Below are 26,615 nucleotides of genomic sequence, written 5' to 3'. Positions count from 1 at the left end.
CCTGGTGGCCGCGGGCTGTCGACCCGCGGCAGCAGTCCGCAGCCTTTCACGAGTAGTAGGCTGATGCGCAATATATTCAAACCCTTCTGGGTGCCGGTACTTTTGCTGGCGCTCATCGTTCTTTTTGTCTGGAAATCGGACCTGGCTACCCTGGCGGCCGGTATCGCGCTTTTCATGCTTGGCATGTTCCACTTGCAGGATGGCTTTCGCGCCTTTACCGGTGGGGCGCTGGAACGTTGGCTCAAGCGCAGCACCAACCGGCTGTGGAAAAGTCTGCTGTTCGGCGTTGCCAGCACGGCCCTGGTGCAATCGAGCTCCCTGATCACCCTCCTGACGATCGCGTTCCTGAGTGCCGGGATGATCAGCCTGGTGGCGGGCATCGGCATCGTTTTCGGCGCCAACCTGGGGACCACGACCGGCGCCTGGCTGATTGCGCTGGTCGGCCTGAAGGTCGACCTGTCGATCGCGGCGATGCCTCTGCTGGTATTTGGCGTGCTGCTGGGACGCCGCGTCGAAAATCTCTGGAAGGGCCTTGGCCAGCTACTCCTGGGGATCGGCCTGTTGTTCCTGGGTATCGATCTGATGAAGGCCGGATTTGCCGGATTCGAGGGTCTGCTCAGGCTTGAAAGCATGCCTGTATCCGGCTGGACCAGCGTACTGATCTATGCGTTTATCGGTCTGATGGCCACCGTGCTGATGCAATCCAGCCACGCCGCGCTGATGCTTACCCTGGCTGCCCTGGCCAGCGGCCAGCTGTTGTACGGCAATGCGCTGGCCATGGCGGTGGGGGCCAACCTGGGGACCACGGTCACTGCGGTGATCGGCGCCATTGGCAGCAATAATGCCGGCCGCCGCCTGGCTGCCGCGCACATCCTGTTCAATCTGGTGACCGCTGTGGTGGCGCTGGCCTTTCTGCCCGCTCTGGTCAGGTCGGTGGACTGGACTGCGGCGCTGCTGGGGATCGCGGCTGACGCCCACACCCTAAAGCTGGCGCTGTTCCATACGCTGTTCAACGTCCTCGGGTTGGTCATCATGCTGCCGATGATTCCGCTGCTGGTGAAATACCTGATGCGCTGGCTGCCGGATCTGCCATCGCTGGCGACCCCGACAGACGAATCGCTGAGTCTCAGCGAGCAGCCACGGATGCGTGCGCGATTTCTCAATGACAGCGCGCTGCTGCACAGCGATACCGCGCTGAAGGTGCTGGATCAGGAGGTCCGCAATCTGGCGGCGCTGGCCAGACAGGTGGTCGCCGCGGCGGTATATCTGCCCCCAGCGGCGCTGCAGGACATCTCGCGTGAGAGATTGCACCGGCTGGTGCTGCGCGCAGTGCCGCTGGAGCAACGCGAGGACGCCGAGGCGCTCTACGAGAGGCACGTCAAGGGCGTGTATGCCGACATCATCGACTTCTGCAGTCGGATCGACCGTTCGCTGCGACCGGAACAGCAGAAACTGCTGCTGGATGACAATGCCGCGGCGCGGGAGCTGATTGAGGCGGTGAAGGCGGCGAACTACCTGCAACGCAACCTGCGCAAGCAGATCGACAGTACCCAGCCGGCGATTCACCAGGCCTACGACATGTTGCGCGAGCAGTGCGGTCTGGCCGTGGTCGAGCTGGGCCGGCTACTCGATATGCATGGCGACCGCGAGGCGCAGACGGAGTTGTTCGAGCGCTACGAGGAGGAGGAAGCGCTGTTTGCCGAGCATTATCAGCAGACAGTTCAGAATCACCTGCGCGACCGCCAGCTGGACGGCTGGCAGGCGACTTCAATGCTCAATGACCTGCATGCTGCGCTGCGTATACGGCGTCACCTGTTCCGCGCCCACGGGGTGTTGGTAGAAAAGCCGCTGGCGCCGATCGACGCCGTGCTGGGTGAGCCGCCAGCGAGAATAGAGCCTTCGCTTACTCTGCCGTAACCGCGGGCCGGGCCTGGGTATCAGCGGCGGGTCCGGCGGCCGGTGAGGTTTCTCCCGGCGCCTCGACCCGGGCCTGTCCGACTCCCCGCGGGTCACTGGCGGCCTTCAGCGTGCCGGCAGTCTTGTCCCACTGCACTGCATGCATGTCGCCATAGTCGCGGCCGACAGCCTTGAAACTGTGACCCATGGCTGCCAGCTCGGCACGCTGCTCCGTGTTGATGGCATCATCCTCGACCTGGATATGATCGGGCAGATATTGGTGGTGAAAGCGCGGCCGGCTGACCCAGGCGTGCGGCGGCTCGCCCCTGACGGCTTCCAGCGCGCCCAACAGCACCATGGTGATGATGCGGCTGCCGCCGGGAGTGCCGAGTACCGCCAGGTGCCGGTCATTTTCCAGCATGGTCGGCGTCATGCTCGACAGTGGGCGTTTACCCGGTGCGATTGCATTGGCCGCGCTGCCGGTCAGTCCGTAGGCATTCACACCCTCCGGGTCGGCGGCAAAATCGTCCATCTCGTTATTCAGCAGTACACCGATGCCCGGCACAGTGAAGGCCGCGCCGAACGGCAGATTGATGCTCAGGGTGGCCGCGACCGCATTGCCGTGACGATCGACCAGGGAAAAGTGCGAAGTGTTGTTGCCCTCGCTGAAGGGCGCGGGCGGGCCGAGCTCCAGACTGGGCGTGGCACGCTGCGAGTCGATGTCGGCGGCGATGTTACGGGCATGTTCCTTTGAAAGCAGACGCTCGACCGGTACCGCTACAAAGTCGCTGTCACCGAGCAGCAGACGGTCGCGGTAGACCCGACGCATCAGCTCGACCAGTTGGTGGGTGCGCGCTGTGGAACCAGGCGCCGCGTCGGGCAAGGCTTCCAGACCCTGGAGGATCCCGGCCAGCGCAATGCCGCCGGCAGAGGGCAGCGGGGCGCTGATAATCTCGTGGCCGTGACTGCGGAAACGGACAGGCTGGCGCGGTATCACCCGATAGGCATCGAGGTCAGCCTGCTGCCAGGCGCCACCTGCGCCCTGCACCGCAGCGAGCAGTTGGCTGGCAACCGGACCCTGGTAGAAGCCTGCACGGCCCTTGGCGGCGAGCTGGCGGAGAGTTTCGGCCAGTTCCGGCTGTCGCAATATTGTACCTTCGGCGGGCAGTTCACCATCGCGCAGGAACAGCCGGGTAGTCTCGGCATCAGCGCGCATGGTTTCGAGGCGGAATGCGCCAAGAGCGCGGTAGCGGCTTGTAACCGCGAAACCCTGCTCTGCGGCCTCGATCGCCGGCTGCAGGCTGGTGCTCAGGGGCAGCTTGCCGTATTCCACGCTGAGCTTGACCAGCGCAGCCGGCAGGCCGGGAATACCGGCGGCGCGCGGTCCGTTGATGGCCGGGTCGCGCTGCACTTCACCTTCACTATCCCGATAGAAATCCCGACCGGCGTCCAGCGGTGCGGTTTCCCGCGCATCGAGGAACAGGTAGCGGGCTGTTGGCTCGGCGCTTTCACGCAACAGAAAGAATCCGCCGCCGCCCAGCCCGGAGCTGTAGGGCTCGACCACACCGAGCGTCGCTGCCACGGCCACCGCGGCGTCGAAGGCATTGCCGCCCTGATCGAGAGTCCGATGGCCGGCGGCAGTGGCTGCAGGATGTGCACTGGCCACCGCCTGTTGATCCAGCGCAGCCATGGCGGGCACCGCGCTGGCGAGAGAGAGAATCAGTAGCAGGCTCCTGAGGCCCGTGGCGAATGGCGCGCGCAGTGCAGTCATGGCTTATTGGCCTGTCAGAGTGTGGTATTTCTCCAGCAATTCTTCCTGGCTCTCAACGTGTTCCGGATCGAGTGGAATGCAGTCGACCGGGCACACCTGCTGGCACTGGGGTTTGTCAAAATGCCCGGCACACTCGGTACACAGGTTGGGGTCGATCACATAGATCTCTTCCCCCTGGGAAATGGCGTTATTGGGGCATTCGGGTTCGCAGACGTCGCAATTGATGCAATCGTCGGTGATTATCAGGGACATGGATCGGGAGCTCCGCGTGAAGGCCCGACAGTCTATTCGTGGTAACGCTTGATCAGCGCCTCGTTGACGGTCGGGTGCACAAACTTGGTGACGTCCCCGTTCAGCGCGGCAATCTCACGCACCAGCGAGGAGGAGATATAAGAATACTGCTCCGACGGCGTCAGGAACAGGCTTTCGACATCGGGTGCCAGCACCCGGTTCATATTCGCCAGCTGGAATTCATACTCGAAGTCCGATACCGCGCGCAGGCCGCGCAGCAAAACGTTGGCATCCACCTTCTTGACGAAGTGCGCCAGTAGCTCGGAAAAACCCACTACCTCCACGTTAGGCACATGTGCCAATACTTCACGGGCCATGTTCACCCGCTCGTCGAGGGTGAACGCCGGATTCTTCTTGGTGCTGGCGGCGACGGCGACGATAACCTTGTCGAACAGGCGGGAGGCGCGCTCCACCAGATCGGTATGGCCCTTGGTGATAGGGTCGAAAGTGCCGGGATAAAGAACCGTGTTCATTGCGCGTGATCCTGCAACAGTGGGGTTGATGCGCAGATGGTAGCCCAATGCCGCCGCCGGGGCCAACCAGTGCGCTCCAGCCCCATGCCTATGCTTGCATCCGGGTGGCCAGGCTGCTCGCTAGTTTCGATACCAGGCCGTAGATCGACAGCTGTGGATTGGCGCCGATGCTGGTGGGGAACAGCGAGCCGTCGAATATCGACAGGTTCTCGATCTGGTGGTGGCGGCCCAGGCTGTCCGTCACCGCCTGCGTTGGGTCCTCACCCATCGCGCAGCCGCCCATCACGTGGGCACTGGCCAGGCGCACATCGTAGATCGCATAGCGCAAGCCCTCGACCTGCTGCTGGAAATCCGCCCAGCTGCGGCTCAGCTGGCCCTGGCTGTGCACCGGCATCACCGCAGAGGCGCCAGCAGCGAACTGGATCTCGCCCATGGCCAGCCAGGCGCGGCGGGCGCCGTCCCAGATGTAATCATCCAGCGGATAGTCCAGCACCGGATTGCCGTCTTCGCGCAGCGCCACACTGCCGCCCTGGCTGCGTTCGTCGAAACCGTCGCGCATCAGTGCAATCACGATGTTGCTCTGGGCCAGCTTCTGATTGCGCTCGAAGTTGGTCTGGCCATGCCCGCCCAGCAGTGCAGAGGTAATGCTCGGCTGCATCGGCGGTACTTCGAGCTTGAAACCGATAGGCCCGGTAGTGCCGTTGTTCCACTGGAACTGGTCGGAGTAGATCGACTGTGGGGCGCCATAGAAACCGTTGATGTCGGTGTCGTACTGGGCGACGTTGAAATTCACCGGATGCAGGAAGGTACGCTTGCCCAGACGGCCGTGCGGGTCCGGCGCGTTGGAGCGCAGGAGCAGGCCGGGGCTGTTGATCGCGCCGCCAGCGAGCACCACATGACGACCGCGCAGGGTAAAGCGCTGGCCATCGGCGCTGGTCAGCCGGTCATTCATCGCCCGGCATTGCACACCGGTCACCCGGTCGCCCTCCAGCACCAGCTTTTCCGCCCGTGCGGTGTGGATCAGCGTGGCGCCTTTGTCCAGCGCCGACGGTATCGTGGTGACCAGCATCGATTGCTTGGCATTGGTCGGGCAGCCGGTGCCGCAGTAGCCGAGGTTCCAGCAGCCACGCACGTTGCGCGGAATCACCTGCCAGTGCCAGCCCAGGGACTCGCAGCCGGCGCGTATGACGTCGTTGTTGGCATTCGCCGGCACGGCCCAGGGAGCCACGCCCAGACGCTCTTCCATGCGGGCGAACCAGGGCGCCATGCTGGCCGAGTCCAGCCCCTTGACGCCATGCACGTCAGCCCAGTGGGTCAGGGTCTGGTCGGGGGTGCGGAAGCTGCTGGTCCAGTTGACTGTAGTCGTCCCGCCGACCGTACGGCCCTGAAGAATGCCGATGCCGCCGTCGGCGGTAGCCCGGGCAGCGCCCTCCTGATAAAGCTCGGCATAGGCCTTGGCTTCATCGTTCTTGAAGTCGCTGGAGGTCTTCAGCGTGCCTTCTTCCACCAGCAGCACCTTGAGGCCGGCCTGGGCCAGGATTTCGGCACTGGTACCACCGCCGGCACCGGTGCCGATGATGATTACGTCGGCTTCGAAGGTCCGTTCGGAGTTGAAATCGCTGGCATCCAGCACGTGCCAGCCGCGGTCAATGCCTTGTAAAAACAGATCAGGAACGGGCATGGAAATTACCTGCAGAGAATCAGATTTGGGGCGGACCGGGGTAGCCGGCGGCGGCCCAGGAAGCGGGGGTGGCATACCAGGCCATCAGCAGCAGCTGGCTCAGAGCGCTATGGCCCTGGCGCAGCATGTCCAGGCGGCTGTCGCGCCAGCGCTGCAGAAACGCCTGCACATCGGCGGTAGAAGCGGAGTCCCAACTACCCCAGATGCCGGTCAGCGGGCCACGGGTCAGCGGCATTGAGAGCATGCCGAGCAGATCGCCGACCTGGCTCTGCACTGCGTCAGAGGTCCAGGCCAGGGTGGTGTCGAGCTGTTGTATCGCGGCCTGAAGATTGTCCCGGTCGACAGCCGGATGCGGTCCCACAAGGCCGCGCATTATTGCTGACACGACCGGAATATCGCTGTCACGCAGCACTGCATAGCCGCTGGCTGGTTGGCTGCTGCTGCAACCGGACAGGGTGGCAGTCATGCCGACGGTAGCGAGCGCGGCACTGGCACCCGCGCCGAGCTTGAGAAACTGGCGCCGATTGAGCTGCGCGGAAGTTAGAGACGTCATTTTCGGCTCCTGACGATCAACGGATGAACAGTTTGTAGACCAGCTTGAGCACCGCGCCTCCATAGGGCGGGTAGATCGGCCGGGCACCGTTGAAGCGTTGCTTGATATACACACCCTTGGCCTTGCTGAATGTCAGAAAACCCTCATGGCCATGGTAGTGGCCCATGCCGGAGGGGCCGATGCCACCAAAGGGCATGTCATCCTGCGCCACGTGCAGGATGGTGTCGTTGATACACATGCCGCCGGCGTGGGTCTGGTTCATCAGCCGCTCCTGTTCGGCCCTGTCGTAACCGAAATAGTAGAGCGCCAGCGGGCGCGGCCGGTCGGCAATATAGTCCATCGCTTCTTCGATGCGGTCATACGGCAGAATCGGCATCAGCGGACCGAAGATCTCTTCCTGCATGATCTTCATGTCATCGGTGACATCCAGCAGCAATGTCGGCGGTAGCACGCGGGTATCGCTGAAATCCTCGTCGGCCGGGTTCAGCTCGATTACCCGTGCACCCTTGTCGCGAGCATCCTGCAGATAGCCCTGAATGCGCTGGTACTGGCGCGGATTGACCACCTGGGTGTAGTCGGCATTGTCACGCAGGCTGGGATAGAGCCGGGCGAACTGGCTGCGCAAGGCTTCGATCAGGTCGTCCACGCGCTCGCGCGGGCACAGCACGTAGTCCGGGGCGACGCAGGTCTGCCCCGCATTAACTCCCTTGCCGAAAGCAATGCGCTCAGCGGCGTCGGCCATGGGCACATCCTTGGATACGATGGCCGGCGACTTGCCGCCCAGCTCCAGCGTGACCGGGGTCAGGTTCTCTGCGGCAGCGCGCATCACATGCTTGCCGATGCCGGTGCTGCCGGTGAACAGCAGATGGTCGAATGCCAGCTGCGAGAAGGCCATGCCGACTTCTGCCTCGCCGGTGATCACTGCCACCTGGTCCTCGGCGAAAATATCACCCAGCATCTGGGCGAAAACCTTCGCGGTCTCCGGCGTGGACTCGCTCATCTTGATCATCACCCGGTTGCCGGCGGCCAGGGCGCCAGTCAGGGGGCCCATCGCCAGATACAGCGGGTAATTCCAGGGAACGATTACGCCGACCACACCCAGCGGCTGGTAGATGACCTTGGCCTTGCCCGGCTGGAAGGCCATGCCGACGTGGCGAGACGAGGGTTTCATCCAGCTTCGCAGGCGTTTGCTCACATACTTGATACCTTCGAGCGCCGGCAGGATTTCGGCGAGCTTTGTCTCGTCGGCCGAGCGGCGGCCGAAGTCGCTGCTGATGGCATGGATCAGCGGCTCCTGGTAGCGCAGCAATGCAGCCTTGAGCGCCTTGAGTGCATCGATCCGGTTTTCCGCCGACGGCATCGGGCTGTGGCGGAAGGCCTCACGCTGTTGCTCGAACAGCTGCTGCATGCGTGAAATCGCCTGTTGCTGGTCCTGCATATAAGCAATATCGGCTACCATGTGAACGCTCCGGCAGGACCTCTGTCAGGTCGGTTTAGTATTTGAGGAAAGGTATTTTTAGAGCAATTGCTCTAGGCTGTCAATGCAACTGCCGGATCGGCGACGGCATTCGATATGTTCCAACTATTGGGAATAGGCATGAAAACCCGCGATCGCATACTCAATACCAGCCTGCAGCTATTCAACGAGCTGGGTGAGCGCACGGTAACCACCAATCACATCGCGGTGCACATGGGCATGTCACCGGGGAACCTGTATTACCACTTTCGCAATAAGCAGCAGATCATCGCCGAGCTGTTCGGCGCCTATGAGCAGCAGGTCGATGCCTATCTGAGCGTGCCCCAGGGCCGCCCGCTGGAAATTGCCGACAAGGCGCGCTATCTGGAGTCGATCTTTGCCGGGCTCTGGGAGTACCGCTTTCTGCATCGCGATCTGGAGCATCTGCTCAATAGTGATCCGGATCTGGCCCAGCGCTATCGGGTGTTTTCACAGCGCTGTGTGCACAGCGGCGAGGCGATCTACCAGGGCCTGGTCGATGCCGATATTCTCTGCCGGGAGCGGACCGATCCGCAGGCGCTGGCGATCAACAGCTGGCTGCTGATGACCGGTTGGGTAGGTTACCTGTACACCACCGTACTGGATCCGGAACAGCCTGAGTTGACGCCCGAGCTGCTGCGCCGCGGGGTCTACCAGGTGCTGGCGCAGGAGCGCGGGCTGCTGACTGCCCGTTCGCGCGAGGCCGTGCAGGCCATGCTGGATTATTACTACGTCCCGCTGTGAACCCGGTTATCCGCCGCTGGCACACTGCGAGACGAACCACTGCGGCAGGCGCCGTTCGAGGTAGAAGCGCGGTTTTGCAACGGAGCCCTCGACAAAGCCCACGTGCCCGCCACCGGGGTGCAGTTCCATTTGTGTGCCGGGCGACAGCTCGACCTGCTCGGGCAGGCTGTGTGGGTAGACGAAGGGATCATTCAGCGCCTGGATGATCAGCGTAGGCACCGCGATGGTACCGAGGAAGAAGCGGCTGCTGCAGCGCCGGTAGTAATCCTCCGCGCTGGTGTAGCCATGCAGCGGCGCTGTCACCCGTCCGTCGAAATCCCAGAATGAATCCATGCCTTCCAGTGATCCCAGCGCAGCCAGCCGGGCATGTTCGGCCCCGCGATCCTGATGGGCGAACAGCCGCTGCTTGTTCTTCACATAGGCCAGCATGTCGCGCATGAAGCGGGCCTGGTACACCCGGGAAAAGCCCAGCTGAAGCCGGTCGGCGCACTGGTCCAGGCGAAACGGCACGGAAACCGCGGCCGCCGCCTGCAATCGTGCATCGGCGCCACGCTCGCCCAGATACTTGAGCAGCACGTTGCCACCCAGGGAGTAACCCGCTGCGGCTAGAGGCCGATTCGGCGCGGCCTGGTGAAGATGTTCGATCACCTCGGCAAGATCTTCGCTGGCGCCGGAATGGTAACCGCGAGCCAGATGATTCGGCTCGCCCGAGCAGCCACGCCAGTTCACCGCCACACTCTGCCAGCCGATTGCCGCCAGGGCCTGCTGCTGGCCGAGAATGTACAGCGAGCTTGAGCTGCCGGTCAGGCCATGCAGCAGGATCACGCAGGGGTGGCCTGAATCTTCCGGCCCGTACCAGTCGATATCGAGGAAGTCGCCGTCCGCCAGGGTCACCCGTTCACGCCGGCGCTGCAAAACCGGCGAGAGGCGGAACAAAGGGGCATACAGCGTAGGCAAATGGCCACCGGGCAGCCATCTGGCCGGGCGAAACGGCGTCACGCGTGGCGTTGCCAGAGGCTATACCAGACCTGACCGGCGCGCTTCTCGCGGTGCAGCGTCCAGCTCGCCGGCCGCGGTAGCTCGCTCGGCCGGCACTCGCTTTCGGTATAGATCAGCGCGTCCGGGCTCAGCCAGCCATTGTCTTCGAGCGCGGCGCAAGCCGGGGCGAGCAGGTCCTGGCGAAACGGTGGATCGAGGAACGCCAGCTGGAACGGCTCGGCCGGAGCGGTTGCCAGCATCGCCAGGGCGTCCTGTTGGCGTATCTCGGCGCGGTCGCAGTTCAGGGTCTGCAAGTGCTCGCGCAGGGTGTTGACCACTTCCCGACTGGTGTCGCCGGCAAGTACCCATGCAGCACCGCGGGACAGCGCTTCCAGCGTCAGCGCGCCACTGCCGGCAAACGGATCCACGCAGCGCGCACCTTCCACGTGGCCACTAAGCCAGTTGAACAGGGTTTCGCGCACCCGGTCCGGGGTCGGTCGCAGGCCCGGCTGCACGCGGAAGGCGAAGCGGCGGCTACGCCAGGCACCGGCAATGATGCGCAACTGACTCTGCTGGCTGGACACTGGTTTCATTCCGCGGGCTCCATCATCTCTGCCGGAGTCATCAGTTCTTCGGCCGGCTCCACGCCCTCGAGCGCTTCGACTTCCTCAAGCACCATCTCCGGCCCCACGGTAACGATCACCCTCCGGTCGGGATCGACATGTCGCTGGAATGCATCACGCACTTCGTCGACTGTGAGCTTTTCCACCTGATCGAGGAATATTTGCATATGGTTGAGCGGCAGATCGTAGAAGCCGATCATGCTCAGCTGGCTGACGATAGCGCTGTTGCTGGCGGTGGACAGCGGAAACTCGCCCATGATCTGGCGCTTGCTGCGCACCAGCTCCGCCTGTGTCGGGCCGTCGCGCACGAACTCTTCAAGCGTGGTATCGATCACTTCCAGCGCCAGCGTGACCTGATCGCTGCGGGTCTGCATGCTGATCTGGAAGGGGCCGTCGGCCTGCATCGGCACCATGCTGCTGTTTACCGAATAGGATAGCCCGCGCTTCTCGCGAATCTGCTCCATCAGGCGCGAGCCGAAACCGGAGCCGCCGAGAATCTGGTTGCCGACGTACAGCGCGGCATAGTCCGGATCATGCCGGCTGATGCCGAGCTGGCCGAGCAGGATGTGGGTCTGCTGCGAATCGAACAGCACATGTTCATGGCGAGCCTGTACGGCATCGGGCTCTGGCACCGTCGCAGCGGCAGGCCCTTGTGGCAGCGCGCGCGCAATCCGGCTGGCAATACGCTCGGCCTGTTGCCGGTCGACGTTGCCGACCAGGGCGATTACCGCATTGCCCGCTGTGTAGTATTCGTCATGGAAGGTTTCCAGCGTCTCCGTCTTCAGTAGTGCCAGGCTGTCGGGCTGCCCGGAAGGCAGACTGCCATAGGGATGCTCGGGATACAGCGCCGCCCAGAAGGCTTCGCTGCCCAGCGCCGAAGGGCTCTGCTGGCGCATTTGCAGGCTGGCCAGTAGCTGGTTGCGCAATCGGTCCAGCGCGTCACCGGGAAAGGCCGGCTCGCTGACTACCCGGGCGAACAGGTCCAGTGCCGGCTGCAGCTTGTCGTTGGCCGTCAGCGTGCGCAGGCTGGCCAGCGCCATGTCGCGGTGTGAGCTGTTGCTGTACTGCGCGCCGAGCTTTTCAAAGTTGGCAGCGATGGCGCCGGCGTCCATTCCTTCGACGCCTTCATTGAGCATGCCGTTGGTCACCAGGGCCAGGCCCGGCAGATTGCCGTCGCGGCTGGCGCCAGCAGCAAACATCAGTTGCAGATCAAGCATGGGCAGCTCGGCGGCCTGCATGAAATAGACCCGCGCGCCCTCATCGGTGGTCCAGTGCTGCAGGTCCAGGCTGCGACGTGCTGGCGCCTTGTCCAGGTCGACCCGCTGCAATGATTCGAGCGGTGGCAACTGATCGGGGTCCGCGTCGGGCGAGGTGTCGTCGGCGGTCTTTGCGGGAGCGGCGTCGTCAACCTGAGCCGCTGCCGGCGTGGGTTGATCGTCGCGGTTAATGGATTTGCTCAATAACAGGCCGAATACTAGAACCAGCACAACACCGGCAAGCAGCCAGCGCACGAGGGGTATGGGTCTGGCGGACATCAGTTGGCTCCTTGGCGTTCGTTCGTCGGGGCCTGGGTGGCGGGCGCTTGCGGCATCGGTTCCGACGCCGGTGGCTCGGACTCTGTAGCCGGCTTCGCGGGAATGACATGGCCGCGGGTCAGCCGTTCGGCTACCAGATACTTTGCGGCCACTGCGCTGATCTGCTCTGGCGTAATGGCCTCCAGCGCGGCGGCATCCTGTTCAATCAGCTCCCAGTCCAGTCCGACGCTCTCGAGCTGGCCAATCTGGTTGGCCTGATGGGTGATGCTGTCCTGCGCGTACACCTCCTCGGCAATCAACTGGTTCTTGACCCGGGTGAGCTCTGCGGAGTCCGGCGGCGTGTTCTTCAGCAGATCGACCTCTGCCCAGAGCGCCTCCTCGAGTTGGTCCAGGGTAACCCCGCGCGACGGATTGGGCAGGCCGCTGAGCATGAATAGCGTGTCGCCGCGGGCAAAGCCGCTGTAGCTGGCGTTAGCCGAGGTAGCTATCGCCTGGTCACGCTCCAGCCGGCTGGCCAGCCGGGCGCTGTAGCCCGCATCCAGCACGCCCTCGAGCAGACGCAGAGCATGCACCTCCCAGGCTTCTGCGGCGGTGCTCAGGCTGGGTACATTGAAGCTCATGATCAGGCTCGGCAGCTGCACGTCGACCTCGATGGTGACATTGCGCTGGGCTCCGCCCGGCAACTCCAGCGGCGCTTTCTGTGGTGGCAGTTCGCCGGCCGGAATGGGACCGAAATAGGTCTCGACCAGTGGCCGCACTTCCTCGAGCGAAACATCGCCGACGATTACCAGAATGGCGTTGCCCGGCTGGTACCAGGTGCGATACCAGGCGCGCAGATCCTCGATGGTCAGGCGCTCCAGGTCGTGCATCCAGCCGATGATCGGCTTGCTATAGGGGCTGGCCATATGGGCCTGGGTAAGGAATCGCTCATAAGCCAGGCTGTTGGGATTGTCATCCACACGCAGCCGGCGCTCTTCCTTTATAACTTCCATCTCGCGCAGGAACTCGTCCTCCGGCAGCCGCGCGGTATGCATACGCTCGGCCTCCATTTCCAGCGCTATCGGCAGGTGCTCGCGGCTGAGCACCTGGTAGTAGGCTGTGTAGTCGCGACTGGTGAACGCGTTTTCCTGGGCGCCCAGGCTGCCCAGCAGTTTCGAGGCCTCGCCCGGCTCCAGGTTTTCGCTGCCCTTGAACATCATGTGTTCCAGCGCGTGGGAGATGCCGGTCTGGCCCGGCGGCTCATGGCTGCTGCCGACCCGATACCAGAGCTGGGAGACCACGACCGGAGCGCGGTGATCTTCACGAACTATCACCTTCAGCCCGTTGTCCAGATGGAACTCGTGGGTGGCCTGGCGTGGCTCCTGCGCCTGGGCGGGGAGGCCAGCCAGGGCGAGGATAAAGGTAGTAAAAGCGATTTTCAGCCGTAGCATGCAAGCATCCTGTAGGAACGTACCGCCTGTGGCGGAAGTGGGGTAGGATAACCCAACCTTCAATGCGGCGGTCAAACACCCGCTGCCCGATCCTAGATAGTGAAAGTCAATGTTTGGTTCCAAAGACAAGTCAGACCGCCCCGCCACAGCCAAAGACCAGCCCGAGGCCAGCAAGTCCGAGAAAAAGGGCCTGTTCGGCTGGGGCAGACGCAAGACCGAAGACACCGACAATCAGGCTCCGGTCCAATCGACGCCTGAGCCGACGCCTGAGTCAGCGCCCAGGAGCGCTCCTGAGAGCACGACTCAGAGCAGCGATGAAGCGGCGCGCGCCGCGGCTGAGTCGCTGTTCTCCGGACTGGGTCAGGCGGAAGAAAAGCAGCAGCCGGAGTCCCGGCGACCGGAATCCCGGCCCGAGGAACAGGAGCCCGCCGCAGGCAGTTTCCTCGCGCGCATGAGATCAGGTCTGTCCAAGACCAGCGTCAATCTGGGCGAGGGCATGGCCAACATGTTCCTCGGCGAGAAAGACATCGACGACGAGCTGCTCGAAGAGCTGGAAACCCGTCTGCTGATGGCCGACGTAGGCATCGAGGCGGCAACGCTGATCATGGAGTCATTGCAGCAGCGCGTACGCCGTCGCCAGCTGTCCAATCGCAAGGCGTTGTACCGCGCATTGCAGGACGAGCTCGAGACGTTGCTGGTGGATGTCGCCAAGCCCATGGTGATCTCGCCGGAGAAAAAACCCTTCGTGATTCTGGTTGTCGGCGTCAATGGTGTGGGCAAGACCACCACCATCGGCAAGCTGGCCAAGCGCCTGCAGAGCGAGGGCCGCAGCGTCATGCTCGCCGCGGGCGACACTTTCCGCGCGGCGGCAGTCGAGCAATTGCAGGTCTGGGGTGAGCGCAACAATATCCAGGTGGTGGCGCAGCACACCGGCTCCGATTCGGCCTCGGTGGTGTTCGACGCGCTGCAGGCGGCCAAGTCCCGTGGCGTAGATGTACTGATCGCCGACACCGCCGGCCGGCTGCACAACAAAGACAACCTGATGGACGAATTGAAGAAGGTCAAACGGGTAATGACCAAGCTCGACCCGGACGCGCCGCATGAAATCCTGCTGGTGCTGGATGCAGGCACCGGGCAGAACGCGATTTCCCAGACCAAGCTGTTCGACCAGGCGGTGGGTCTCGACGGACTGGTGCTGACCAAGCTGGACGGTACCGCCAAGGGCGGCGTCATCTTCGCGCTGGCCAAGCAGTTTGGCCTGCCCATCCGCTTCATCGGCGTAGGCGAGAAGATCGACGATCTGCGGCCGTTTACCGCGCCGGAGTTCGTCAAGGCGCTATTCGGGCGTGAGTAGGCCATGATTCGTTTCGAGCAGGTCAGCAAGCGTTATCCCAACGGCCACATGGGCCTGGATAACCTGAGCTTCCACATCAAGGTCGGTGAGATGGTATTCATCACCGGCCATTCCGGCGCGGGCAAGAGCACGCTGCTCAAGCTGATCATGTGCATGGAGCGGCCCACGTCCGGCCAGGTACACGTGGGCGGGCAGAACCTGCGCGAACTCAGCGGCGATGACATCCCCTATCTGCGTCGTCAGGTGGGCGTGGTGTTCCAGAATCACCAGCTGCTGTTCGACCGCACGGTATTCGACAACGTTGCCTTGCCGCTGATCATCAACGGTACGCCGCCCGGTGAAGTGGGCCGGCGGGTGCGCGCAGCGCTGGACAAGGTCGGGCTGCTGAGCAAGGAAAACCTGTATCCCATCGCCCTTTCCGGTGGCGAGCAGCAGCGCGTCGGCGTTGCCCGCGCGGTGGTGCACAAGCCCGCGCTGCTGCTGGCCGACGAGCCGACCGGGAACCTGGACCCGGCATTGTCGGCCGAGATCATGTCGCTGTTCGAGGACTTCAACCGCGTGGGCGTCACGGTGATTATCGCCAGTCACGACCTACCGCTGATCGCCACGCTGGATCACCGCATGCTGACCCTGGATCAGGGCCGTCTGCTTCGGGACGGGGAATAGCATGGCTGACGACAAGCAGAAAACGCCGGGCAAACGTGATGCAAAGGCGCCCAAGGGTGCCGCACGCTCACAGCACAGCTGGAAACATTCGCTGCGCAGCTGGCTTGGCAGCCATCGTGACAGTGCGCGCCAGGCGCTGGAGCGGCTGCGACACAACCCGCTGAGCAGTGCGATGACGATTCTGGTCATGACCATCGTGCTGGCCCTGCCGATGGGTCTGGCAGTGCTGATTGGCCAGGTCGAGCGGCTGGGTGTCGACTGGCAGCGAGCCGCGCAACTCTCTGTGTACCTGCAGGAGGATGTGAGCGCCGAATCCGCTGGCAGCCTGCTGGAGCAGGTCCGCGCGCAGGAGCAGGTGGCCGATGCACAACTGCTGGATGCCGAACTGGCCCTGGCCGAGTTCAAGCAGCACTCGGGAATGGGCGATGCGCTGGACCAGCTGGCCTACAACCCGTTGCCGGCGGTAATAATCGTTACCCCGGTGAGTATCGAGGGCGGCGCCGCTACCCTTGAGCCGCTGCGCGACCGGCTGGCCGGCATGCAGGGTGTTGATCAGGTGCAGATTGACCTGCTGTGGATAGAGCGGCTGACGCGGATTCTCGCCCTTCTGGAACGCTTCACCGGCGGGTTGGCGGTATTGCTGGTACTGGCGCTGCTGCTGGTGATGATCAACACCATCCGCCTGGCGATCGAAAGCCGGCGCGACGAGATCCTGGTAATCAAGCTGGTCGGCGGTACCGATGCCTTCGTCCGCCGGCCATTCCTCTATATAGGGGTGCTGTACGGGTTGATCGCCGGGCTGCTGGCCTGGCTGTTGCTCGCGGTCGGCATGGGCTGGTTGAACAGTGCCGTGCGCGAAGTGGCGACGCTGTACCAGAGTGACTTCGAGCTGGCCGGTATGCCGGTGGTCGATGGGCTGACACTGGTCGCCGGCGCGATGCTGCTCGGTCTGGTCGGTGCATGGCTTGCCGTTGGTCGGCACATTGCAGACATCCAGCCGGAATGATTGTCTCTTTGCACGAGGGCGCAAGCACGCGGGCGGCTTTCACTGAAGCGCACTAAAAAGCTGTCCTTGTGCTGAACTTGAGCGAGCATTCACAGTCATATCCCGCAGTGATATACTCGGCTGTCAATTTTTTGGAGTACAAACATGAGCACTGCTTTGCAGCCCGTACATAATCTGGTCCCCGGTGCGAACCTGGAGGCTTATGTCCAGACGGTGAGCAGAATTCCGATCCTCAGTGTTGAAGAGGAGCGGGAGTTGGCTGATCGTTTGTTCTACAGCGAAGATCTGGAAGCGGCGCGGCAGCTGGTCATGTCGCACCTGCGCTTTGTTGTGCACATCGCCCGCAGTTATTCCGGCTATGGCCTCGCCCAGGCAGACCTGGTGCAGGAAGGTAACGTCGGTCTGATGAAGGCGGTCAAGCGTTTCAACCCGGAGATGGGTGTGCGTCTGGTGTCCTTTGCGGTGCACTGGATCCGTGCCGAGATCCACGAGTTCATCCTGCGTAACTGGCGCATCGTCAAGGTCGCGACCACCAAGGCCCAGCGCAAGCTGTTCTTCAACTTGCGCAGTGCCAAGAAGAAGCTGTCCTGGCTGTCCGAGGAGGAAGTCAATGCGGTAGCGGCCGATCTGGGCGTGGTGACCCGTGAAGTGCGTGAGATGGAGAGTCGCCTGTACGGGCAGGATGTCGGTTTCGATGGTGCCCAGGATGAGGACGACGACGTAAAGGCCTATGCGCCGGTGCATTATCTCGAGGACAAGCGCTACGATCCGGCCACCCAGCTGGAGTCCTCTGACTGGGCCGACAGTTCGGTTGCCCAGTTGCAGAACGGTCTGGAACAGCTCGACGAGCGCAGCCGCGATATTCTCTATCAGCGCTGGCTGGCCGAGGAAAAGGCCACCTTGCACGAGCTGGCGGCCAAGTATCAGGTGTCGGCCGAACGCATCCGGCAGCTGGAAAAGAACGCGATGAACAAGTTGAAGAAGAATCTGGACAGCGAAGACGCCGCCTGATTGCAGTAATCGACGGCATCCAGCAGCAAAAGGCATCCTCCGGGATGCCTTTTGTGTTTCTGGCCCCCCGGCGCCCCAACCGGCATAATCCCGGCAACTAATAACAAACTTTCAGGAGTAGCGCATGAGTTATCGCCCCCGAGCCGGCATGGCCACCCTTTTGAGTGTGGTCGTGATCGGCCTGTATTTCCTCGTTACCTGGGTCATGGACCAGCGCGAACCTGAGCCGCTGCAGTGGCAGAAGCAATATCAGCAGTCAATCTGGACCCCGCTGCGCGAAGGCGAGCTGACCCTGGCGGGGGTGGACAAGCCGTTGGGCGTGGGCAGATTGTGGATGGTCAGTGTCGAGGACGAGCCGCTATTGGTCAGCCGCTATGTGATCGAGAGCGACGAACTCAACTGGCGGATACAGGCAGTCATCGAGCTGGATCCCGAGCGCATGGAGAGCCTGGTCCAGGCGCAGGACTGGCAGGCTGGTATGCGCGATCAGTCGGTGTCGCCCTCGGTAGGTGCCGCGCTGGCCGGCCAACCAGTCGAGCGCGTCAGCCTGATTCCGGCCGAACCGGTCGCGGTGAAACGTATCATGGCCACCTTGGGCGAGCCGGACATGCGCATGGATGTCAGTGAAGGTAACCAGGCGTGGGTATATGGCCGCGAAGGCGTGGTGGTTGCGGTCAGTGGTGACGAGGCGCATTCAATCATGTTCGGATTGCAGGGCGCCCGCTAGAGCCGCAGCGGCTGCTCAGATGTCCAGGCGGTTACGCCAGTAACGCAGGGAGAGCCAGTCGGGTAATGCCCGGCCCTCCTGCATCTCGCGCAGGTAGTGGCTGCCACCCAGTTGGCGGGACTGATTCTGGATCCAGCGAGCGCGGCGCTGGACATGGGCCGGTGGGTTTGCCGCGCTCCACTCCCGTGGATTGGGTAACACGGCCGCCAGCAGGCTGGCCTGGCGATCAGACAGGTAGCTGGCGCCGATCCCGAAATGGGCCTGAGCCGCAGCATCCACACCAAATACGCCGCGATCCCACTCTGCAATGTTGAGATATACCTCGAGAATCCGCTGCTTTGGCCAGAGCACTTCGATCCACAGCGTGAACCAGACCTCCAGGCCCTTGCGCACCCAGCTGCGGCCGGACCAGAGAAACTGGTTCTTCGCCACCTGCTGGCTGATGGTGCTGGCCCCGCGCACGCTGCCGCCGCGTCGGTTATGCTCCACCGCTGCCTTGATCGCAGCCACGTCGAAACCATAGTGCTCGGCAAAGCTCTGGTCTTCGGCGGCGATCACCGCCATTTTCATGCTATCGGGTATGCTGTCGTACGGCACCCAGTCGCGGCGAATTTCGTAGGGAGTGTCATCGCCGCGGTGTTCGATCCAGCGCTCGACCATCAGCGCCGAGCCGGGGGAGGGTACCCAGCGCAGGAGAATGACCGGCAGCAGGCTGATCAGCATGAGGATCAGCACCCACTTGACGACCTTGAGCAGTACTTTCTTGAACATTAATGGGTCCTTCCCAGCGTTGGCCCGCAGTATAGAACGGAGTATTCGGCCATGGCCAAACTATTGCTTTTGCTGGCGTCTGTCAGCGGATTTACCGGGGTAGCACTGGGCGCGTTCGGGGCCCACGGCCTGCGCGACAAACTGCCGGAGAATCTGCTCAATGCCTTCCAGACCGGTGTCCAGTACCAGCTGTGGCACACCGCCGCACTGGTCGGCATCGCGCTGCTGTTGCTGCGCTGGCCGGAGGGTACGCTGTTCAAGGTCTCCGGTGGGCTCTTCGTCGCCGGTATCCTGCTGTTTTCCGGCAGCCTGTATGCCCTGGCGCTCAGCGGCATCGGCAAGCTGGGCATCATCACGCCCTTCGGTGGTGTGGCCTTCATGCTCGCCTGGCTGTGCATGGGCGCGGGCGTATGGCGTCACCTGTGAGCCGTTGAGCATGGTCAGCCCCGGCGCGATCACGTTACAATAGCGCTTTCCGATGACCCCCAGCCCCCGAGAAGTCCATGCAGATCCTACTGAATGGCGACCCTTTCGTCCTTGACCGCGCAATGACCCTGACCGACCTGATCGAGCATCTGGGTCTGACCGGCAAGCGTCTGGCCATCGAGCTGAACCTGGAAATCGTGCCGCGCAGCGAGCACAGCGAGACCTTTCTCGCCGAGGGTGATCGGGTCGAAATCGTCCATGCCATTGGCGGCGGCTAGCCTGCCCTGCGGAGAACCCATGACAGATCTGAATCAGGATGCCTTTACCATTGCCGGCGTACAGTACGGCTCACGGTTGCTGGTTGGTACCGGCAAGTACAAGGATATGGAAGAGACCCGCGCGGCCATCGAGGCCTCGGGCGCGGAGATCGTCACCGTCGCCATCCGTCGCAGCAACATCGGCCAGAACCCCGATGAGCCCAACCTGCTGGACGTGATCCCGCCGGATCGCTACACCATCCTGCCCAACACCGCTGGCTGCTATACCGCCGAAGACGCCGTGCGCACCTGCCGCCTGGCCCGCGAACTGCTGGACGGGCGCAACCTGGTCAAGCTGGAAGTACTCGCCGACCAGAAGACGTTGTTCCCCAACGTGATCGAAACCATCAAGGCCGCCGAAGTACTGATCAAGGATGGCTTTGACGTGATGGTCTACACCAGCGACGACCCGATCATCGCCCGCCAGCTGGCCGAGATGGGTTGCGTGGCAGTTATGCCGCTGGCCGGTCTGATCGGCTCGGGCCTGGGTATCTGCAACCCGTACAACCTGCGCATCATCCTCGAAGAGGCCACCGTGCCGGTACTGGTCGACGCCGGTGTGGGCACCGCTTCCGATGCGGCCATTGCCATGGAGCTGGGTTGTGCCGGCGTATTGATGAACACCGCCATCGCCCATGCCAAACAGCCGGTCATGATGGCCGAAGCCATGAAGCATGCCGTACTTGCCGGGCGTGGCGCGTTTCTCGCCGGGCGGATGGAACGCAAGCTCTACGCCAGCGCCTCCTCGCCGCTGGCCGGCACCTTTTTCTGAACGAGTCCTACATGTCCCAGACCCCGATCGACAGCGCCGACAACCTGCCAGACGAAGACCAGAACCCGGCGCCCGAAGCCGCTACAGGCGAGGAGGGCGCAGCCCATCCGCGCCGCGCCATCCGCAGCTTCGTGATGCGCGCCGGCCGCATGACCGAGGCCCAGAAACGCGGCATCGATCTCGGCTGGCCGCGCTTTGGCCTGAACCTGGACCAGGGCCAGCTGGATCTGGCCGCCATGTTCGGCCGCCACGCACCCCGCACCCTGGAAATCGGCTTTGGTATGGGGCAATCCCTGCTGGAAATGGCTCAAGCCGCACCCGAGCAGGATTTTATCGGCGTCGAGGTGCATCCCCCGGGTGTGGGCTCTCTGCTCAACGGCGTGCTGACAACCGGCGTCAGCAACCTGCGGGTATTCGACTGCGATGCTATCGAAGTGCTCAACCAGTGCATCCCCGATGCCAGCCTGGACCGGGTACTGCTGTTCTTCCCCGATCCCTGGCACAAGAAGAAGCACAACAAGCGTCGCATCGTGCAGTTGGCGTTTGTCGAGCAGCTACGCAGCAAGCTGAAAATCGGCGGCATCTTCCACATGGCTACCGACTGGGAAGCCTACGCCGAGCACATGCTGGAAGTCATGAGCGCCGCACCGGGTTACCGCAATCTGGCCGAAGACGGCACCCACGTCCCGCGCCCGGAAGAGCGGCCGATCACCAAGTTCGAACGCCGCGGCGAGCGGTTGGGGCATGGGGTGTGGGACCTGAAGTTCGAGCGGGTGGCCTGAGACGCCAGTAGGCAATGACCTGATTTGAGCAAGCATGGCAGGCAGTATGAATATTGCCATGGGAGCGGTCAGCGGATTTGGCGCAAGAGCGTCCCGGTGGCTCGAGCGGTTAGGGCGCAGGCTCGCCGACCAAGGCCGGGAATTGCTCGGGTGTGACGGTTTCGTGCTCAAGCAGCAAGCGCGCACCCTGCTCAAGCAAGTCACGGCGCTGTTCCAGCAGGGCATGTGCCTCCTGGTAGGCACTGTCTATCAATTGCTTGATCGACTGGTCGATTTTCTCGGCGGTTTTCTCGGAATAGTCGCGGCTCAGACCCACCCCAGGATTGTCGCCCAGAAAGCGCGATTGGTGCTGCTCAAAAACCCCCTGCCCCAGCTCGGGGCACATGCCAAAGCGGGTGACGATCTGGCGTGCAATATCGGTTACCCGGGCAAGATCATCTGCCGCGCCGGTAGAGATTTCCTGGAATACCACATCCTCCGCGGCACGGCCGGCTAGCAGAACCACAAGACGATTTTTCAGCTCCCGGGTAGTAATCAGGTAGCGATCGTCGGTTGGCCGCTGCAGGGTATAACCCAGCGCGCCGACTGAGCGCGGGATGATTGATACCTTGTGCACCGGGTCCATGCCGGGCAGCGCCGCCGCCACCAGTGCGTGGCCCATTTCATGGTAGGCCACGACCTCTCTTTCATGGGGTTGCAGGAGCCGCCCATGGCGCTCGGAACCGGCCACAATACGTTCGATGGCCTGGGTGACATCATCCATGCCCACGCTATCGGCATCGCGTCTGGTAGCAATGATCGCGGCTTCATTCACCAGATTGGCAAGATCCGCACCGGTAAAACCGGTCGTCAGGCCCGCTATCTTGTCTGGATCTATATCGGCATCACAGATAACCCGCTTCAGATGAACCTGCAAAATTGCCGCACGGCCCACCCGGTCCGGGCGGTCGATGATTACCTGCCGATCAAATCGACCCGCCCGGGTCAAGGCCGGGTCCAGTACTTCCGGGCGGTTGGTGGCTGCAAGCAGAACCACACCTTCGTGCGGATCAAAGCCATCCAGCTCAGCCAGCAACTGATTCAAGGTCTGCTCCTTTTCATCATTGCCGCCGAGGTTGCCCACTCCTCGCCTCATGCCAAGGGAGTCCAGCTCATCGATAAAGATGATACAGGGAGCGGCCTCACGGGCTTGCACAAAAAGATCGCGAACTCGCGCCGCGCCCACGCCAACAAACATCTCAACAAATTCTGAACCGGAAATCGAAAAGAACGGCACTCCTGCCTCGCCTGCAACAGCCCGGGCTACCAGGGTTTTCCCTGTGCCCGGCGGGCCGACCAACAGGATGCCCTTGGGAATACGCGCGCCCAGCCGGCCGTAGCGGGGCTGATCCTTGAGAAACGAAACGATTTCCTGCAACTCGGCTTTGGTTTCATCAATGCCGGCTACATCTTTAAAGGTCACCCCGGTATCGCGCTCGACATACACGCGAGCTCGCGACTTGCCGATATTGACCATACCGCCAAGGCCCTGGCGATTGGCAATATTGCGGAACATGAATACCCAGATACCAATGATCAGCAGCATTGGAAACAGCCAGGAGAGCAGATTGCTCAACCAGGTACTACTCGGCCGATTGCGGAATACAGTGTCATGGCGCACCAGCAGCTCCGCCAGATCAGTATCAACCCGCTGGGTAACAAAGCGTGTATGAGAGCCCGCCGGTGAGACAAAACGACCTTGAATGTCATGCTGGCTGATAACCAGGTCCGTCACCGCGCCCTGTTCAAGCTGCTCGAGGAACTCGCTATAGGGCAGCGTGGTGGTTGACTGCTGGGTGCCCCACCAGCCTTGAAATAGCATCAGCAAGATGAAAGCAAAGGCGAAATAACCCAGATTCCATTGATGGGTCTTGTGCAGCGCCATAAGCACCTCAGGCTGTAGGTATGGTCCAATTAAACCCCGGAATGCCCTACCACGGCTTGATCGTTATCAATGCAGTGGTGTCGAACAGGCGTATAGCGGGTCACCACGGTAATTGCTGCTATTAACAAAGGGTCCAGTCAGTTAACAAAAATTGGAGTGGTAATTAGTGGAAATGTTCATCTGACCCGGGTTTTCTGCTGCAAGTGCTACATCCATCCCGCCGTGTTGGAGCATTTCAGCCTGGGGGAGTTATCCAGGCTCAACAAGCTGCGGGTGCGTAAAGGGCTGAAACGGAGATGGCGGCGCTGGCGATGTTTCTGGAGCGGTTGGAAGCCGACCAGGCAGCAACACTTTTCTAGCGCCATAACGCATGATATATCTACCCCACTGGCCAAGCTTGCTTGACAGCACTCCCTCCTATTTTGGCAAGGAATGCCGACAATCCCGCTTGCGTGCATTTTATTCGTTCAGATCGACGCTGTGCGTGTTCTTGGGCGCAAGGATGGGCGGTAGCGTGCCAGAACCCCCTCCACAAGTAGACCTGATTGTTTAGCCGGTGGGCGCATACCTGGGGAACTCGACCGTAATGGTCCGGCCTGCCGGGGCACTAGTACAGGAATGTAGAAATAACTAAAAAAGGAAATGTGATGAGCGACTCTGCTACAGGCAATAACTTTCAGGTGGTGTGTTCCGGTGTGTTGCCCGGTTTTAGCCATACGGACGCACGCTCGGCCTTGGCCGAGCTGTTCAAGACCACCGAAGAGACAGCCGAGAAAATTCTTGCCAGCAATCGTGCCGTGATTAAAGCGGGTATTGATGAGGCCCTGGGGGAGAAGTATCTGCAGAAGCTTTCCAGCATTGGTATTGCTGCTCATTTGAAGCCTGAGCCTGTGATGGTAGCCTCAGCCTCCGACGCTGCAGCCATTTCCACTGCTACTGGGGGCGGCGGCGAGCGAATCTCGTCCAATACCGGTGCAGCAACGAGACACAAGACAGAAGAGCATGTGCCTTTTGTCTTTACCGGTAACGGCTTTGAGTATTTCAAGATCTGGATCGTAAACATCCTGCTGTCCATTATTACTCTTGGCATTTATTCCGCCTGGGCCAAGGTACGCAACAAGCAGTATTTTTACGGTAATACCCTGCTTGATGGCGCCAGCTTTTCCTACACGGCCAGTCCGGTCAAGATTCTGATTGGCCGCATCATCGCCTTTGTCTTCTTTGTTGTTTATGCCGTGGCGGGGGAGCTGAGTATTGTCGCCGGTGTGATAATGGCTGTGTTGTTAATTGTGTTCATACCCTGGGTGATCTGTACGTCGCTGCGTTTTAACGCCCGCTACAGTCAGTATCGCAACGTGCCTTTCGTATTTCACGGTCGCCTGGGTGAGGCCGCGATGGCGTTTCTGCTGTGGCCGCTGCTTGGCGTTGTCACGCTCGGCATCCTGATGCCTTATGCCTATTACCAGCAGCAAAAATTTGTCTATAGCAACCATGCTTACGGCACCGCAGAGCTCGATTTCAGGGCCACCGTGGGCGCTTACTATGTGGTCTTTCTGCTAGTGCTTGGGATTTTCGTGATTGGCGGTATTGCCGCATCTTTAGCTGGCATAGTGCTGCCGCTGCTGGCTTTCCCGGTGGTTGCAGCTGTGTATCTAGGTGCTTTCGCCTATTTTGTCGTGGCCACCAGCAACCTTAACTACAACAATATTCATGTGCGCGAGCACCGCTTCGAGGCCCAGTGGAAGGTGCAGTCCTACTTTTGGCTGCTGTGTACCAATACGCTGGGCATCCTTGTGACCCTGGGCTTTTTTATTCCCTGGGCTCGCGTGCGCACTGCTCGCTACAAAGCCGAACATACCAGTGTGCTGGCGGTGGGTGATCTGGATAGCTTTGCCGCTGCCGAGCGAGATGCCGTGGGTCCGGTGGCTGAGGGCGTAGGCGATTTGTTTGATATCGACGTGGGCTTCTAGGGAATTCTGTGATGCAGCCTATAGCAGGTAGCTGGTTTATGGCGGGCCAGGCTCGCCGTGAAGCGGCCGAGCTGACAGTGGATCCGTCGGGTCTTGCGCGCATTGTCGCGCAGGGGGAGGGCCGCGAGCTGGCGCGGGAGAATGCCGCCGAGCTGGATGTCAGCTCGCGGCTCGGGCAAACGCCGCGGTTTGTGCGTCTGCCCTGTGGCGGCGTACTGGAAACTGGCGACAATGATGCGGTGGATGCCTTGCTGCATCAGTGGCAGCCCAGCCGGTTTAGGGGCTGGATTCACCGGCTCGAAAGCCACTTGCCCTTTGTGGTCGTCACTGCCGTGCTGGTTCTGGTTCTCGCCTGGGCGAGCATTGTTCACGGCTTGCCGGCTGCCTCAGAGCGGATGGCTCACGCCCTGCCAGCGGAAACGCTCAACACCATTTCCAGAGAAACCCTGGCGCTGATGGACAAGCTGTACCTGGAGCCCAGCGAACTTTCCGAAGAAAAGCAGGCTGAACTGCAGTCAGACTTTGCCCCTGTGCTGGCCGCCTACCCGCAGTTGCCGCTCAAGGTCATATTTCGCAAGAGCTGGGAGCGCCTCGGCGCCAATGCCTTTGCCCTGCCCGACGGCACCATGATCTTTACCGATCAAATCGTGACGCTGGCAGAGCGCAATGAGGAGTTGGTGGCGGTGTTAGCGCACGAGGTGGGTCATATTCATCATCGCCACAGCCTGCGCGCCATGATTCAAAACAGTGTGATCGGTATAGCCTATCTGATGGTAGTGGGCGATGCCTCGGCAGTGGGCGACCTGCTGGTAGGCTTGCCGGTAGTGGCGGCGACCCTGTTCTATTCCCGCGATCACGAAATGGAAGCGGACCGTTTTGCCGTTGCCTACCTCGACCGTCAAGGCATTAAGCGCCAGGCTTTTGTGAATATTTTGCAGCGGATGGACGAAAGCGCCCGCTGCCGGGAATTACTCAGCGAGGATGATGACATTCCTGTCGATGAGTTGTCCGAAAGTGAGCGGGTGAAATTGTGCGACGAATTTCTGGCTGAGGGGAATGAGCCCAAAGACAGCACCTTGAGCAACTACTTGTCCACTCACCCTGCGATGCAGGAACGGTTGGAGCGGTTTGTTGAATACCCCCGTATGGGGGTCAGATGAACATTAAGTTTTCTGACCATCCGCTTCATAAGTCTTTATTCATCCTTGGCCGCGAATTTGTCCTTCATCAAATAAGCATAAGCCGTATTGAAAGCAGCCTCCTGAAAAGCCTTGAGATCCGTCGCGGCGTAGGCGATCTGGATCGGATAGCGCTTCAATGATTCCTTGATGGCCGGGCAAAAGGCAAGACTTGACCCTGATTCCGCAACCTGTTTTCCTATATTTGGCTGTACTTCGTGCTCTGGATTGGTTTCAGGGA

General features: G+C 61.7%; 26 protein-coding genes. 13 read left to right on the top strand and 13 right to left on the bottom strand.

From position 1 onward, the window contains the following. Positions 1-63: 63 nt before the first annotated feature. On the top strand, positions 64-1,917 hold the full coding sequence (locus ABYA88_RS00625; protein WP_373184476.1) for a Na/Pi cotransporter family protein: 1,854 nt from the start codon (positions 64-66) through the stop codon (positions 1,915-1,917). Here ABYA88_RS00625 and ggt read toward each other — a convergent pair. The 6 genes from ggt to ABYA88_RS00595 form a co-directional block, all read right to left on the bottom strand. Beyond that, the gene (gene ggt, locus ABYA88_RS00620; protein ID WP_373184474.1) at positions 1,904-3,667 is read right to left on the bottom strand and encodes a gamma-glutamyltransferase; all 1,764 of its coding nucleotides are present in this window, start codon (positions 3,665-3,667) and stop codon (positions 1,904-1,906) included. The two genes, ABYA88_RS00625 and ggt, sit on opposite strands and share 14 nt — an antisense overlap. A 3-nt stretch (positions 3,668-3,670) precedes the next feature. After that, positions 3,671-3,919 carry a YfhL family 4Fe-4S dicluster ferredoxin gene (locus ABYA88_RS00615; protein ID WP_373184472.1) on the bottom strand — a complete coding sequence of 83 codons (249 nt, stop codon included), beginning with the start codon at positions 3,917-3,919 and terminating at the stop codon, positions 3,671-3,673. Between the two features lie 32 nt (positions 3,920-3,951). Next, entirely contained in the window at positions 3,952-4,431 is a 480-nt protein-coding gene (gene coaD / locus ABYA88_RS00610) for a pantetheine-phosphate adenylyltransferase (protein WP_373184470.1), read from the bottom strand. 88 nt (positions 4,432-4,519) lie between these two features. Then, entirely contained in the window at positions 4,520-6,112 is a 1,593-nt protein-coding gene (locus tag ABYA88_RS00605) for a GMC family oxidoreductase N-terminal domain-containing protein (protein WP_373184469.1), read from the bottom strand. 19 nt (positions 6,113-6,131) lie between these two features. Continuing rightward, positions 6,132-6,665, bottom strand: a complete 534-nt coding sequence (locus tag ABYA88_RS00600; protein WP_373184467.1) for a twin-arginine translocation signal domain-containing protein — start codon at positions 6,663-6,665, stop codon at positions 6,132-6,134. A gap of 16 nt (positions 6,666-6,681) precedes the next feature. Beyond that, complete coding sequence (locus ABYA88_RS00595) at positions 6,682-8,124, bottom strand: coniferyl aldehyde dehydrogenase (protein WP_373184465.1); 1,443 nt, start codon at positions 8,122-8,124, stop codon at positions 6,682-6,684. A gap of 138 nt (positions 8,125-8,262) precedes the next feature. Here ABYA88_RS00595 and ABYA88_RS00590 point away from each other — a divergent pair, with 138 nt between their 5' ends. Then, a complete protein-coding gene (locus tag ABYA88_RS00590; protein ID WP_373184463.1) occupies positions 8,263-8,904 on the top strand; it encodes a TetR/AcrR family transcriptional regulator in 642 nt (213 codons plus the stop codon). A 6-nt stretch (positions 8,905-8,910) separates the two neighbouring features. On the opposite strand, the gene ABYA88_RS00585 is transcribed toward ABYA88_RS00590, so the two are convergent. Genes ABYA88_RS00585 through ABYA88_RS00570 form a run of 4 tightly spaced genes read right to left on the bottom strand, consistent with a single transcriptional unit; the run spans position 8,911 to position 13,470 of the window. Continuing rightward, positions 8,911-9,903 (bottom strand): hydrolase, encoded by a 993-nt coding sequence (locus ABYA88_RS00585; RefSeq protein WP_373184461.1) that lies wholly within the window; start codon positions 9,901-9,903, stop codon positions 8,911-8,913. Continuing rightward, a complete protein-coding gene (gene rsmD / locus ABYA88_RS00580) occupies positions 9,900-10,475 on the bottom strand; it encodes a 16S rRNA (guanine(966)-N(2))-methyltransferase RsmD (protein WP_373184459.1) in 576 nt (191 codons plus the stop codon). The genes ABYA88_RS00585 and rsmD overlap by 4 nt, the downstream gene beginning before the upstream one ends. Continuing rightward, on the bottom strand, positions 10,472-12,040 hold the full coding sequence (locus tag ABYA88_RS00575) for a M16 family metallopeptidase (protein WP_373184457.1): 1,569 nt from the start codon (positions 12,038-12,040) through the stop codon (positions 10,472-10,474). Before ABYA88_RS00575 ends, rsmD begins: the two co-directional genes overlap by 4 nt. Next, on the bottom strand, positions 12,040-13,470 hold the full coding sequence (locus tag ABYA88_RS00570; RefSeq protein ID WP_373184455.1) for a M16 family metallopeptidase: 1,431 nt from the start codon (positions 13,468-13,470) through the stop codon (positions 12,040-12,042). The genes ABYA88_RS00575 and ABYA88_RS00570 overlap by 1 nt, the downstream gene beginning before the upstream one ends. Before the next feature lie 109 nt (positions 13,471-13,579). Between ABYA88_RS00570 and ftsY the strand changes: the two genes are divergently transcribed. The 5 genes from ftsY (at position 13,580) to ABYA88_RS00545 (ending at position 18,234) form a co-directional block, all read left to right on the top strand. Beyond that, the gene (gene ftsY / locus ABYA88_RS00565; protein WP_373184454.1) at positions 13,580-14,824 is read left to right on the top strand and encodes a signal recognition particle-docking protein FtsY; all 1,245 of its coding nucleotides are present in this window, start codon (positions 13,580-13,582) and stop codon (positions 14,822-14,824) included. A 3-nt stretch (positions 14,825-14,827) separates the two neighbouring features. Beyond that, complete coding sequence (ftsE, locus tag ABYA88_RS00560) at positions 14,828-15,490, top strand: cell division ATP-binding protein FtsE (protein ID WP_373184453.1); 663 nt, start codon at positions 14,828-14,830, stop codon at positions 15,488-15,490. A 1-nt stretch (position 15,491) separates the two neighbouring features. After that, the gene (gene ftsX, locus ABYA88_RS00555; RefSeq protein ID WP_373184452.1) at positions 15,492-16,496 is read left to right on the top strand and encodes a permease-like cell division protein FtsX; all 1,005 of its coding nucleotides are present in this window, start codon (positions 15,492-15,494) and stop codon (positions 16,494-16,496) included. A 144-nt stretch (positions 16,497-16,640) separates the two neighbouring features. Next, positions 16,641-17,507 (top strand): RNA polymerase sigma factor RpoH, encoded by an 867-nt coding sequence (gene rpoH, locus ABYA88_RS00550; RefSeq protein ID WP_373184451.1) that lies wholly within the window; start codon positions 16,641-16,643, stop codon positions 17,505-17,507. A gap of 124 nt (positions 17,508-17,631) precedes the next feature. Continuing rightward, complete coding sequence (locus ABYA88_RS00545) at positions 17,632-18,234, top strand: hypothetical protein (protein ID WP_373184450.1); 603 nt, start codon at positions 17,632-17,634, stop codon at positions 18,232-18,234. A 15-nt stretch (positions 18,235-18,249) separates the two neighbouring features. Here ABYA88_RS00545 and mtgA read toward each other — a convergent pair whose 3' ends face one another. After that, entirely contained in the window at positions 18,250-19,005 is a 756-nt protein-coding gene (mtgA, locus tag ABYA88_RS00540; protein WP_373184449.1) for a monofunctional biosynthetic peptidoglycan transglycosylase, read from the bottom strand. 51 nt (positions 19,006-19,056) lie between these two features. Between mtgA and ABYA88_RS00535 the strand changes: the two genes are divergently transcribed. The 4 genes from ABYA88_RS00535 (at position 19,057) to trmB (ending at position 21,302) form a co-directional block, all read left to right on the top strand. After that, a complete protein-coding gene (locus ABYA88_RS00535) occupies positions 19,057-19,431 on the top strand; it encodes a DUF423 domain-containing protein (protein WP_373184448.1) in 375 nt (124 codons plus the stop codon). Positions 19,432-19,508: 77 nt separating this feature from the next. Continuing rightward, positions 19,509-19,709 (top strand): sulfur carrier protein ThiS, encoded by a 201-nt coding sequence (gene thiS / locus ABYA88_RS00530; RefSeq protein WP_373184447.1) that lies wholly within the window; start codon positions 19,509-19,511, stop codon positions 19,707-19,709. Positions 19,710-19,728: 19 nt separating this feature from the next. Further along, a complete protein-coding gene (locus ABYA88_RS00525; protein WP_339844044.1) occupies positions 19,729-20,520 on the top strand; it encodes a thiazole synthase in 792 nt (263 codons plus the stop codon). A gap of 11 nt (positions 20,521-20,531) precedes the next feature. Beyond that, complete coding sequence (gene trmB, locus ABYA88_RS00520; RefSeq protein ID WP_373184446.1) at positions 20,532-21,302, top strand: tRNA (guanosine(46)-N7)-methyltransferase TrmB; 771 nt, start codon at positions 20,532-20,534, stop codon at positions 21,300-21,302. Positions 21,303-21,411: 109 nt separating this feature from the next. Here trmB and ftsH read toward each other — a convergent pair whose 3' ends face one another. Beyond that, positions 21,412-23,220 carry an ATP-dependent zinc metalloprotease FtsH gene (gene ftsH / locus ABYA88_RS00515; RefSeq protein ID WP_373184638.1) on the bottom strand — a complete coding sequence of 603 codons (1,809 nt, stop codon included), beginning with the start codon at positions 23,218-23,220 and terminating at the stop codon, positions 21,412-21,414. A 653-nt stretch (positions 23,221-23,873) separates the two neighbouring features. Here ftsH and ABYA88_RS00510 point away from each other — a divergent pair. Both ABYA88_RS00510 and ABYA88_RS00505 read left to right on the top strand, forming a co-directional pair. Then, complete coding sequence (locus tag ABYA88_RS00510) at positions 23,874-25,196, top strand: YjgN family protein (protein ID WP_373184445.1); 1,323 nt, start codon at positions 23,874-23,876, stop codon at positions 25,194-25,196. 11 nt (positions 25,197-25,207) lie between these two features. Beyond that, the gene (locus ABYA88_RS00505) at positions 25,208-26,356 is read left to right on the top strand and encodes a M48 family metallopeptidase (protein ID WP_373184444.1); all 1,149 of its coding nucleotides are present in this window, start codon (positions 25,208-25,210) and stop codon (positions 26,354-26,356) included. Positions 26,357-26,391: 35 nt separating this feature from the next. Here ABYA88_RS00505 and ABYA88_RS00500 read toward each other — a convergent pair whose 3' ends face one another. Further along, a complete protein-coding gene (locus ABYA88_RS00500) occupies positions 26,392-26,526 on the bottom strand; it encodes a DUF3010 family protein (RefSeq protein WP_373184636.1) in 135 nt (44 codons plus the stop codon). Between the last annotated feature and the right edge of the window lie 89 nt (positions 26,527-26,615).

This window comes from Halopseudomonas sp. (assembly GCF_041579695.1).
Classification (GTDB): Bacteria; Pseudomonadota; Gammaproteobacteria; order Pseudomonadales; family Pseudomonadaceae; genus Halopseudomonas.
Note: the sequence above shows the minus strand (reverse complement) of the source record. Positions and strands in the feature narration are given on the sequence as shown.